This is a genomic window from Massilia eurypsychrophila, from assembly GCF_002760655.1.
Classification (GTDB): Bacteria; Pseudomonadota; Gammaproteobacteria; order Burkholderiales; family Burkholderiaceae_D; genus JAFCUW01.
Map to the genome: position 1 here is coordinate 1 of NZ_PDOC01000043.1, position 11,072 is coordinate 11,072.

10 protein-coding genes are annotated in these 11,072 nt (G+C 56.6%); 7 read left to right on the top strand and 3 right to left on the bottom strand.

The features are described 5' to 3' along the window. Positions 1–218, top strand: a 218-nt coding sequence (locus CR105_RS26585; protein WP_143752819.1) for an IS30 family transposase, incomplete at its 5' end; no start/stop codon positions are given. 1,515 nt (positions 219–1,733) lie between these two features. On the opposite strand, the gene CR105_RS26590 is transcribed toward CR105_RS26585, so the two are convergent. Together CR105_RS26590 and CR105_RS26595 are read right to left on the bottom strand one after the other, a co-directional pair. Further along, the gene (locus tag CR105_RS26590; RefSeq protein WP_229414141.1) at positions 1,734–4,946 is read right to left on the bottom strand and encodes a cation-translocating P-type ATPase; all 3,213 of its coding nucleotides are present in this window, start codon (positions 4,944–4,946) and stop codon (positions 1,734–1,736) included. A gap of 64 nt (positions 4,947–5,010) precedes the next feature. Continuing rightward, positions 5,011–5,808 carry a heavy-metal-associated domain-containing protein gene (locus CR105_RS26595; RefSeq protein WP_099793898.1) on the bottom strand — a complete coding sequence of 266 codons (798 nt, stop codon included), beginning with the start codon at positions 5,806–5,808 and terminating at the stop codon, positions 5,011–5,013. Positions 5,809–6,362: 554 nt separating this feature from the next. Here CR105_RS26595 and CR105_RS26600 point away from each other — a divergent pair. From CR105_RS26600 to CR105_RS26615, 6 genes are all read left to right on the top strand, one after another. Continuing rightward, positions 6,363–6,977, top strand: a complete 615-nt coding sequence (locus CR105_RS26600) for a PRC-barrel domain-containing protein (protein ID WP_099793900.1) — start codon at positions 6,363–6,365, stop codon at positions 6,975–6,977. Between the two features lie 196 nt (positions 6,978–7,173). Continuing rightward, on the top strand, positions 7,174–7,494 hold the full coding sequence (locus tag CR105_RS26605) for an ElaB/YgaM/YqjD family protein (RefSeq protein ID WP_180288323.1): 321 nt from the start codon (positions 7,174–7,176) through the stop codon (positions 7,492–7,494). Between the two features lie 327 nt (positions 7,495–7,821). Further along, positions 7,822–7,938: a CBS domain-containing protein gene (locus CR105_RS29155; protein ID WP_229414142.1), complete on the top strand. Its 117-nt coding sequence runs from the start codon at positions 7,822–7,824 to the stop codon at positions 7,936–7,938. 12 nt (positions 7,939–7,950) lie between these two features. Next, positions 7,951–8,241, top strand: a complete 291-nt coding sequence (locus CR105_RS26610) for a CBS domain-containing protein (protein ID WP_229414143.1) — start codon at positions 7,951–7,953, stop codon at positions 8,239–8,241. 210 nt (positions 8,242–8,451) lie between these two features. Beyond that, complete coding sequence (locus tag CR105_RS29160; RefSeq protein ID WP_229414144.1) at positions 8,452–9,123, top strand: hypothetical protein; 672 nt, start codon at positions 8,452–8,454, stop codon at positions 9,121–9,123. Continuing rightward, the gene (locus CR105_RS26615) at positions 9,120–10,211 is read left to right on the top strand and encodes an AI-2E family transporter (protein WP_180288325.1); all 1,092 of its coding nucleotides are present in this window, start codon (positions 9,120–9,122) and stop codon (positions 10,209–10,211) included. The genes CR105_RS29160 and CR105_RS26615 overlap by 4 nt, the downstream gene beginning before the upstream one ends. 302 nt (positions 10,212–10,513) lie before the next feature. Here CR105_RS26615 and CR105_RS26620 read toward each other — a convergent pair. Beyond that, positions 10,514–11,072: IS6 family transposase (locus CR105_RS26620; protein WP_099793906.1), on the bottom strand; the 559-nt coding region annotated here is incomplete at its 5' end.

The following is an 11,072-nucleotide window of genomic DNA, read 5'->3' on the forward strand; positions in this document are numbered from 1 at the left end:
GCCCATGGCAGCGCGGCTCAAATGAGAACACTAATGGCCTGCTGCGCCAGTACATACCAAAGGGATCGGACCTGTCGATCTACTCCCAAGACGAGCTCGATGCAATCGCCCTGTCGCTCAATACACGTCCGAGAGCGAGGCTCAATTATGAATCGCCGCTCGTCGTTTATACTCAGCACATAGCACTGCTACAACATCCGACCGACACTGTTAATTAACCCAGTGTTGCGCTTGGTACTTGAAACCGCCCACCTAAGACCCCTGAAGTAATTCGATGACAAGGCATTTATGTGGGGATGAACGTTGGGCTGGTTGGCTGGTCGTCTGCCGATGTTACGCGCGGCAGGCGCCGGGTTGAGGACGAACGAGCTTTTCTTGCTAGAATTGATCGCCAACAGGAGATCGCCAGCCCGTCAGTGCGATTTGAGGAGTTGCAAAAAAATTTCATCTTATCGGTACTCCTTAGGCGGCAATGCAGATAACGCCGAGTGATCTACTCCGAGAAGCGCACGGCATCGAACATCGGGTCCCTTTTACGCAGGAAAGGACTCAGATCACACGCTCGATAAACTGAAGAGCAACGGCCTGCCTTGCGCTATGGGCTGGGACTCGATACCAAGCACTAATAGTGTCGCCTGCGCCATGACCAAGCTGGACCTATGTGTTCGATCATCGCGCATCACTCTCCGTAAATGCCATAGGCGCAGTCAGGGGCGGGGGGAGCTTTGACTTTGTTCATCCATTTTGAAAACTGTTTAACAGCCCGCCCCTTCAATAAGCCGTTACCCGCGCTTGAAGGGTGGGCGAGCGAAAAGCAGTAAGGGAAATTGCGCGGTCATTTAGCAAGGCACCAGAATGAACGGTAGAAAATATCTGCAGTAGCGTTTGCCTGCGAATGAAGCTAGTGTACACGGTTGATGTCAACCCTTCGTTCGATTGCCAGAAAGCCATAGATATCGCAACAATCGATCTAGTGAAGTGGCTCAGGTATCGCCCCTTTAAATACGCTGGAGGTAGAATCTACAGCAAGATTTATCAATCCCGTCTGGTTTGTGAACGTATTCGCGAAATGACCCATCGCAAGCCGAGTAGCACGCTCTAGCCTCTGTCGTTCATCGTCGGTGTCAAGATGTGCGATGCGGTATTCCACTGAATATCCGTCAGCCTCCTTACCCCAAACGAAAATAACAGAGACGCTTTCAGGGCCTGCCAGCGAGCTCACTTCGCATGCCCCGTGAAATTTGGTGCTCCAGTTAAATAGCATAGCGGTCTCCTCTTTAAATTGCTTACTTTAGCACTTGGCCTCAATCGGTAGCACGTACTAGCAAATCACGCGAGTGCAAGTCGCCGGCTCGTTTTCTTCAAGAGAGTGGGCGTCTCAATTTCACACTACTAAACAGCGATGACATTCGGGACAGTATGCTTTATCCTGCAGAGCGATGCGATGCGATGCGATGCGGAGCAGGAGCCAGCCAATGAACCATCAACTATGCAATACATCTAAGCCCATTGCTGACGTTAACCCTGACTTTCAGCGGTTGATCAGCAACGCGACAGGACTCAATTTTCACTGGCGCGGGTCCTAGGGAAGTGCTGATTTATTCAAAAAATCTGGATTTTTCTCACGTAGCCTGTTGATTCTTAAAGGGGTGAATTTCTAAAAATTGAATAAATCAGCACTTCCCTAGCATTGTCTTACGCGAGCATTCGACCATTGCGACGAGAGCCGCGTCTCATGCATCCTCGCGGCGGCTCCATGCCCGACTCACCATCTTGCGCAATTCGCTATACCACACGACTACGCTTGCCATCGCCGCGCACAACAACCACTGGTTGAACGCAAGCGGTACGGTGCCGAAGGCGAGATTGAGGAATTCGAGGTTAACGACCGCCACCTGCAGCAACACCGACAGTGCGACTGCGCCCCAAAGCCACGGGTTCGTAAACATGTGTGCGAAAGCACTTGTGGTTTCCGAGCGCGCGTTGAATGCATTAAACAAGTGAGCGAGGACGAGCACCGTGAAACCCGCAGTGCGCGCCGTGGCCAAGTCGTGTGTGCCCTCGATTAGTCCACCTGGCAGGTAAATATCGATCGTCAACAGTGTAACGAGGGCCACAACGAGGCCAATCTGGATCACCCCCGCCCACATGCGAGCGTCAATTACACGCTCACTTAGCTGTCGCGGTTTCCGAGCCATCACGTCATCGGACGCGGGGTCGACGCCCATTGCCAAGGCCGGCCAGGAGTCGGTGACCAAGTTGATCCAAAGGATCTGCGTGGCGAGCAACGGTAGCACCACAGCGCCGCGCGCACCCGTCTCTGCGCCTGTCAGCCCAATCACCCCCGCGCCCACGACCCCCAGAAAGACGGTCAAAACCTCGCCCATGTTCCCGGACAAAAGGTAGCGCAGAAACTTGCGGATGTTGTCGAAGATGCCGCGACCCTCGCGCACAGCCTCGACGATCGTAGCGAAGTTGTCGTCGACGAGGATCATCTTGGCAGCTTCCTTGGTCACCTCGGTCCCTGTCACTCCCATTGCGATGCCGATGTCGGCCGACTTCAGCGCGGGCGCGTCGTTGACGCCGTCTCCGGTCATCGCGACGATGTTGCCATCGGCCTGCAGTGCGTCGACGATACGCAACTTGTGCGCGGGTGACACCCGGGCGTAGACGGACGTCGTGCGCACCGCCTCGGCAAAGCCAGCGTCGTCGAGTGCGTCGAGCTCTGACCCCGTCAGCGCGGCGGCACCAGCCTCCACGATCCCGAGATCCGCGGCGATGCGTGCGGCGGTGCGCGGGTGATCGCCAGTAATCATGATTACCCGAATGCCGGCCCCGCGAGCCTCGCGAATGGCCACTGCCGCTTCCTCACGCGGTGGGTCAATGATGCCCACGGTGCCGACGAACACAAGGTCGCGTTCGAGCGACTCCGTCGCTTGGGTATCTTCGCCAGCAGCAAGCGGACGATAGGCTACAGCCAGGGTGCGCAGGGCCGCGTCGGACAGCGAATCAACATCTGCCAATATTCGTGCCCGCTGCGCATCGTCAAGTTCGACCAGGTCTATCCCGACCCGCACCCGGTTACACCGCTCGAGCAGAACGTCTGGGGCACCTTTAGTAATTACGACAACTTCGTCGCCGTGTTCGTGGTCGATCTCGATCGTCGACATCATCTTGCGCTCGGAGGTGAACGGAATTTCACCAATGCGCTCGAAGCGCTGCTCGCGCCGCTCGGTAGCGCCCAGCTTGCGCTCAGCCACCAGGAACGCCGCCTCGGTGGGGTCGCCGTGGATCTCCCACTCCCCGCTAGCCTTTTGGCGCAGTTCAGCGTCGCCGGCCAGGCTGCCGCCGCTCAGCACAACAATGTTCTCATCACGCAAAGGGCCGGCCGGCAGCGCCGTTCCGTCCTGTTCCACCTGCCCCTCGGGCGCATAACCAACCCCAGTCACTTGAGTTGCACCCGAGGCGGTCAGTACTTGCACAATGGTCATTTCGGCGCGGGTAAGAGTGCCAGTTTTATCCGACGCGATGACCGATGCGGAGCCTAGGGTTTCCGCCGACGAAAGCTTCTTGACGATCGCGTTATGTTTTGCCATGCGCTGCACCCCCAGCGCGAGCACGACCGACAAGATCGCAGGCAGCCCTTCGGGCACAGCCGCCACCGCCAACGATACGCCGAGCAGCAAGACGTGAATCACGTCAGCGGCGCTCCGGATATCGGACATCAACAGAATGGTCCCCACTACGACGACAGCAATAATGACGACCGCGATACCGAGCACGCGGCCGATGCGTCCAATCTCTTTTTCCAGCGGTGTTGGCTCATCAGCTGTGGCCTCTAGCATTTCCGCAATCGATCCCATTTCGGTGCTCATCCCGGTGGCCGTCACGACGGCGCGCCCCGTTCCCTGCGCAACGGCGGTACCTTTGAAGACCATGTTAATTCGGTCGCCGAGCGGCGCCGATTCGCCCAATGTGGCGGAATTTTTGAGTACAGCTCCGCTTTCGCCCGTCAGCGAGGCTTCCTGCACTCGCAGCGACACGGCCTGAAGCAGGCGCGCGTCCGCTCCGACCGAGTCACCCTCGCCGAGCACGAGCAAGTCGCCACGCACCAGATCGGCGCTTGGCAAACGCAGCAACATACCGTTACGAATTACTGCGGAAGTTGCTGCGGTCATCCGAGCCAATGCGGCCACGGCGTCCCCGGCTTTAGCCTCCTGCACATAACCCAGGATCCCGTTGAGTAGGACGATCGTCGCAATGACGAGCGCATCCAAAGGCCAGCCAACCATGCCCTCGACCACCCAGGAAACAAGCGCGATGACAACGGCGGCGAGCAAAAGATAAACCAGGGGATCATGGAAGTGGGCCAGGAAGCGACGCCATGCAGGCTGCCGCGGGGCAGAGCGGAGTTCATTCGGGCCGTCTGCTAAAAGTCGACGTGACGCCTCCGTTGAAGCGAGCCCATTTTCAATGTCAGCGCCGAGAGCCCTTGCTACTTCGTCAGCATCCCTTACGGAAGGATCCTCTGGATTGTCTACGGTCGCCATCGTTGACAGAGGGAATGGCAGCAACGCTTCCGACGTCAAGAGGCCCGCGGCATCGTCGAGTACGGGAGGGACCGGCGCAGGAACAGGTACTGAGGGCCTTGCTGCGCTGGCCTGGGGCGCTCCGAGCATTGCTGGTACAGCCCTATTTGGTTCAGACTTGTGTGCACTCGCTTGGTTGGATACGGGTTCGGCTACGGCTTGACTCCCGCGTTGGTGCAAAATCACCTTGATATCGGCAACTTTCAGTCGGGTTTCGTCGAAGCGCACCGTGGCGTTTCTTGCTGCGTAATTTACCGTAGCGCTTGCAACGCCATGCACATTACGAATCCGCTTTTCCACTTCTTCCACGGTCAATATCGACAGCAGGTCGCGCACTTCAATGACGCTCGTTCTCATCGTACTCTCTCAAAAAGCGTCAGGAGCGTCATCTTCATCCAGGGTATTAGAATCGATTACGTTATCATCCGCGGAGTCTCTTGCTCCAGAATTTCCAAGCGATTCCATGTAGTGCGCCAAACGCAAAACCAGCGACGGTGAACAGCGCGAATCCCGTCAGGTAAGCGAGGGGACTGCTGGATATGGGTAACGGACTACCCGGCGCAAGTGCCGCAAGCAGCCCGAAGGACGGAAACAGAACGTCGAAAATGGCGCATAAGGTATATGCCACACTCATAGTTACCGTCATCGAGAGCGCATTTACTTTCCAGGAGTAGGGCTTATTCTCAGCGGCTGTTGGCGCTGAAGAATTTGCGTCAGGTGCGGGCTTTGGCGCAGCGGCTAAGGCCGTGGAGGCCTTCACAGCTGGCGCGACCTGTGAAGTCTTCGGCGGAGGGGAGAGCGTCGCTGATGGCGTAGCGTTCGGCGTCGCTTTGCCCTGTTGTCTGTCTCGCCCGGAAACAGTAATCTCGGGTGCGGTGGCGGCCGCGCCAGCGGGAGCTTTTTGCGTGGCGGCTTCGGTCTCTGAAGCAGAAACAGGCGCAACTTTCGGCGTTGGCACTACGGCTGGCTTGCGAGCGGGCTCGTGTTCGCTCACATTGCTGGGTTGGGATTCGCTCGCAGGTTGATGCCCGCGCTGGTGCACGATTACCTTGATATCGGCGACTTCGAGTAGGGTTTCGTCGTAGCGCACAGTGGCGTTTCCCGCGGCGTAGTTCACTGTTGCGCTTTCGACACCGGGCACCCCGCAAATCCGCTTCTCCACTTCGTCCACGGCCAATACCGACAGCATGTCGTGCACTTCAAAAACACTCGTTTTCATCGAAGCTTCCTTTATGAACTTGAAAATCCTCCGGCGAGCAGCTGCCTGGGAAGCCGGTTTTGGGTGTCGCGCCCGCCTCTTTGCGGCACTACCGTTTTACCCCTCCCTGTGGCCCATGTCATCCCCGCAATTATTCTCCGGTGCGGGGCTGATCCGAGGGGAAACCGCCGGCAAAGCCCAAATTTCCGCGCTTTTCAAAGCCCGTTCACAGGTGCAAAACCACACAAGAAGATGACTCAGAAAAACTGCTGAAATGTCTTAACTTGGCTGGATTGCGTCAGTTACTTCGCATAACAATCTCTTCCATAAGAACCTTTATGCTCAGCTTAACATAACCGTTCGACTGCACATCAGCCACCAATTTAAACAATTTAAACTGGACAACGAGGAAATATCGGTTTTGCCCAGGTGGAATAGTTATTTTGCCTAAAATGTTATTACGTTAGGGCAGGTCAAAATGCCGAGCGGAATTGAACAACGATAAAAAATTCTTTGATATATGCTAGTTGTCTTCCTTTTTGTAGGAAGATGATAATTAACCAAGAGGCTTCACAATGAGCTATCTAGATAGAGATCCATTGGGCATATATCGTGACCGCGACAATAATGGCCCCGGACCTCGCCTGATGGGCGCAGGGACGTTGATGAGCGAAGATGTATGTAACCGTCAAGATGAAGTGCTGGGCGACATTAAGGAAATCATGCTGGACATGCAAACGGGACAGATCGCGTACGCGGTTGTTTCCTTCGGCGGCATTCTCGGGATGGGCAATAAACTGTTCGCAGTCCCTTGGCAAGCTTTGCAGTTAGATACAGCCAACAAACGCTTCATCCTCGACTGTACAAGAGAAAGGCTGGAGAGCGCTCCGGGTTTCGATGAGCATCGATGGCCCGACATGGCAGATCCCGACTTCGGCAGGAACATCCATGGCTTTTATAGTACTCAGCAAAACTTGCCGGGCCACATGACCTCCACCGGAAGCCTGATGGGCCAAACCACGAACATTCTTCAAAGCGGGGGAAGCGATAGGGGAAATATCGCTGGCAGCCATCAGTCGGTGGGTCAAAGCGGAACTCTTGGCACAGGTAGCGGGAGGTCATCTCAAATTGGCACCGACCAAAACAAAATGATCGATTCAACTAAACGGTCGGACCTGAAGTCTCGTTAGTAACTGGTATAGCGGCACAGCTAGTCTGGCAAGTGCGCGCGCGTTAGTAGGTATTGGCGCAGCAGGGCCAAGCCTTACGCGCATGCGATGCGTGTCGTTCCATTCGACAGGGATTCTTGGGAATTTGATGATGCCTCGCTATGCTTTTCTTGAAATACCCCTGCAGCCGAATAGTATTCAACCGAAGGAGATAAGCATGTTTGGATCGAAAATGAACGTCAGCACTCTTGGCCATGAAATACGCTCGATGATTAATGATGTCGAGCAATTGTTGAGCGAAGCCCGCACAAGCACTGGCGAAAAAGCTGCTGAACTTGAAAAACGCGGATTGCAGCTACTTTCGTCCACCATTTCTAAGGCACATGAACTGGAAAAAATCGCGGTACATTCGGCAAAAGATATTGCCACCTCGACCGACAATATGGTCCATGCAAATTCAGGGCGTTCGATGGCGATCGTAGGTTTGCTAGGTGCAGGTATCGGTCTATTGGCTGGCTTTGCACTGTCGCGTAATTGACGACATTTATACGCTACGGTCAAAATTCCCTTTGTCGGTTCCGCGTTCGCTGGTATTAAGCTTGATGTACGTGATCGGTAAAGGGCTATTGGTCCCGAGCGTAACCCGATGTTTACTTCGTTAGCGCAGTCGGAAATCAATCTACTCAAGTTAAGGAATTTTAAGTTTTTTTCTGAGTCATTGCCTTATGCGGTTTTTGGGTTCTGTCGCGTTGCGCAACTGAATGTGTGGCGTGGACGCCTGTCTCACCGACGCTCGGATTGCCGATTACGCCTCTTGTAACAACATACGCTTCAGTCCCGAAAACTCGATACAAGGAGAATGGATATGCAAAAGCTAAAAGACATAATGAGCCGCGAAGTGAAGGTTGTCAGTCCCGATATGAGCATCCGGGAAGCCGCAACAGAGATGCGTGATGGGGACTTCGGCATGCTGCCGGTCTGAGAGAATGATCGCATGATAGGGACGATCTCGGATCGAGACATCGCAATACGCGCCGTCGCCGACGGCAAGGACGCCGGTACCAAAGTCTGGGATGTGATGTCCGAAGGCGTCGCTTGGGCCTACGAGGACGATTCGGTCGATGTCGCCGCCAAGATCATGAGTGAGCGTCAAGTCAGGCGTTTGCCGGTCGTGAATCGTGGCAAACGCCTGGTCGGCATTGTTGCACTGGGTGACTTTGCCGTCGAGAGTTCGGAAATCCAGCCGGCTGCCCAAGCGCTTTCGGGAATCTCCAAGCCATCCTAATACGCTAAACGACGAACCTGTGGGCATCATGAAACAGTCAAAAACTCGACCAATGCGCATTATGTCGAAAAAACCTCTGAACTTGCAGCCTACGTACACGCATACGGATGAGTCCTCAGGTCGTAACAAAGTTCGGGAGGTAGTGCCTGTGAATGCGCCGCGTAAGTCGAAGCGACCTGAGGAGAGAACAAGTAATGGCCGGACCGGCACGTGATGTCAGTGTGCGCGAGTGTCAAAGCAGGCGGCTCAGGCCGTCGTTATTTTCTGCTCAATCTGCATGTTCTCGGTCCAGCTTCGCCCCCTCTCCTTGGCGAGCTTGGTCTTTTTGCGAAAAGCGGCGAGCACGTGCTGGCGGAACACCGCGTGCGAGGCGCCGAACGGTTCCGATCCGCTCGTAAGGATGCGCTCGCGCATGTCCGCCTAGATGAGGTTCAAAATCTCTGCGCGCAGTCGCGCAAATATCGCGGTGGAAAGTTCGCCGGCGCCGCGATGCAGTACCAAGTGGCAACCTCGAACCCCGGCGGCGCTTCCGCCACTGCGGGCATGACCGAAAGCACGGGATGGCGCCCAGACGCGGGCGTCGTGAGCCCGCGCAGATTATTCCTCATCGCGTCATGTCTTGGCGGCCTGTTTGCCAACAAAATTGAAGTAATACTGACCGCCTACCAACTCGGCGAGCGCCGGCCCCGCACCTTTGGGGAGCGTGCTCGGTCTGCATTCCGCCATCAGAATGTTGAGTTCACCCGGGCGCTAAGCGCTTCGTATGGCTGGGCGCTATGCGGGGTTCAGCTTGCGCTGTTCGCTTTGCTCGGTGGGGTGATGATGGGCTACGACGCTGCACGCGTAAGCCGCGCCTGCTGGCGCAACCGGAGCCTACGATGAGTACTCGCTCTGAGGACCCTTGGCTGACTCGTGAGCGCCTGTTTACGCTGGTGCTGGCGGGCGCGAGTGTCGTTGTCGGCTGGCTTTGTTGGCGGCTCGTGAAACCCTTCGTCCCGGCAATTACTTGGGCTCTTGTGTTGACCGTGCTGGCCCATCCGCTGCACGAGCGCCTTCTCGGAATGTTCAAAAAGTGGCCTTCGGTCTCCGCCGCCCTTGCCGTGATCGCGGTCACACTGGCGATCGCTCTGCCGGCTACGCTAGTTGTACGGCAGATGGGCGACGAAGCGGTCGCCAGTATCGAGACAGCACGTAAGCTCTTGGACGCCGACCGCTGGGAGCCCGTGATCAATCGCTTTCCGCAAGTCGCTAAAGTGAAAAAATGGATCGAGCGCGAGGTCGATCTTGACAAGCAGGTACAGCAGGTCAGCGGCGAGGTGGCCAAGGGCGTGCGCGGTGCGTTGCACCGAGCTATTGAAATGGCGATCACGGCGCTGGTCACGATTTTCCTGCTGTTCTACTTCATGCGCGACAAGTACCGGATCCTACGCGTCCTGGATGAGCTGGTTCCTCTTTCGCCGAGTGAAAGCGAGCAGGTTCGCGACAATATTCGCAACACGCTCGCCGCGGTCGTGTTCGGCACGCTTGCCGTCGCGGTCGTGCAGGGGACACTCGGCGGGCTGATGTTTTGGTGGCTGGACCTTCCGGCACCGATTCTCTGGGGTGCAGTGATGGCGATACTCGCGATCCTTCCCTTGTTCGGAGCGGCGCTGATCTGGGTACCTGCGGCGGCCTACCTGGCGATTGATGGCGATTGGAACAAGGCCCTGCTGCTTACGGCGTGGGGCACGTTGGTCGTCGGCCTGATCGACAACCTGCTCTATCCGTTGCTGGTTAAGAATAGGCTACGTTTTCACACGGTCCCCGTCTTCATCAGTGTGCTCGGCGGCATTTTTGCCTTCGGCGCGACCGGCTTCGTACTGGGGCCGCTGGTACTCGCCATGGCGATGGCGCTGATCGACATCTGGCGCCGCCGCATGGCGTTAGGTGAGATCGAGGAAGGCGTCAATGAATCGCGGTCGATGAAATGATCGGGCGGCTCCTCGCGCGCATCTGCTTTCGACAAGTCAGTCGTTGGTTCAATGGGTTTTGGGCTTTAAAGGCTTCGCGCCCGGTGTCGCTTCGGCTGCGGCAATGCGGGCCCACGCGCGATTGACCAACTTGCGAAGTTGCTGTACCACTGCACCGCGCTGGCAATCCCCGCCAACAGCAGGATGGCTGAAATTCAGCGGCACCATGCCTAAAGCGAGGTTGACGACCGCGACCTGCAGCAGCGGGTTCTGTCGCGTTGTTGATCAAACGACAGAATTTCCCTAGAACGGCACTGTGCCGCTCAAACCGGACGGACTATTCCTGCCAGCACAGAAAATTGGTCGGCGAACGACATTGCATCAGCGCCGTCGATTGCGAACTGGCCCTTGCGGATCATCTGCATCAGCTCGATGTCGGCGAGCACGGAGCCGGCAGACCGGAATGATTTGAAGTTGAGCATCGGCCTGGTCACCCGCTTGATGGCGCGATGGTCCTGCTCGACGATGTTGTTGAGGTATTTGACTTGGCGCACCAGGATCGGCACGTCGCGGCCGGCGTTGATCGCATCGATCGCCGCCTTGTTGGCGCCACTCTTGTCCATCGCGACCTTGTCCGGATCGCCGTTCGCTCCCATGGCCTTGTCGAAGAAGCGCTTCGCCGCAGCCATGTCGCGCTTCGCTGTCAGCAGGAAGTCGACGGTCTTACCCTGCTTGTCGACAGCGCGGTAGAGGTATTTCCAGACGCCCTTGACCTTGATGTACGTCTCATCCATACGCCAGCTGCCGCCGACCGGACGCTTGTGTTTCCGGGCCATCTTCTCGATGAGCGGCAGGAAACGAATCGCCCAACGGTTGATCGAC

Excerpts from the sequence above, each read along its gene's own strand:
- CR105_RS26590 (WP_229414141.1), bottom strand. The coding sequence starts at position 4,946 with ATGAGAACGAGCGTCATTGAAGTGCGCGACCTGCTGTCGATATTGACC.
- CR105_RS26595 (WP_099793898.1), bottom strand. The coding sequence starts at position 5,808 with ATGAAAACGAGTGTTTTTGAAGTGCACGACATGCTGTCGGTATTGGCC.
- CR105_RS26600 (WP_099793900.1), top strand. The coding sequence starts at position 6,363 with ATGAGCTATCTAGATAGAGATCCATTGGGCATATATCGTGACCGCGAC.
- CR105_RS26605 (WP_180288323.1), top strand. The coding sequence starts at position 7,174 with ATGTTTGGATCGAAAATGAACGTCAGCACTCTTGGCCATGAAATACGC.
- CR105_RS29155 (WP_229414142.1), top strand. The coding sequence starts at position 7,822 with ATGCAAAAGCTAAAAGACATAATGAGCCGCGAAGTGAAGGTTGTCAGT.
- CR105_RS26610 (WP_229414143.1), top strand. The coding sequence starts at position 7,951 with ATGATAGGGACGATCTCGGATCGAGACATCGCAATACGCGCCGTCGCC.
- CR105_RS26615 (WP_180288325.1), top strand. The coding sequence starts at position 9,120 with ATGAGTACTCGCTCTGAGGACCCTTGGCTGACTCGTGAGCGCCTGTTT.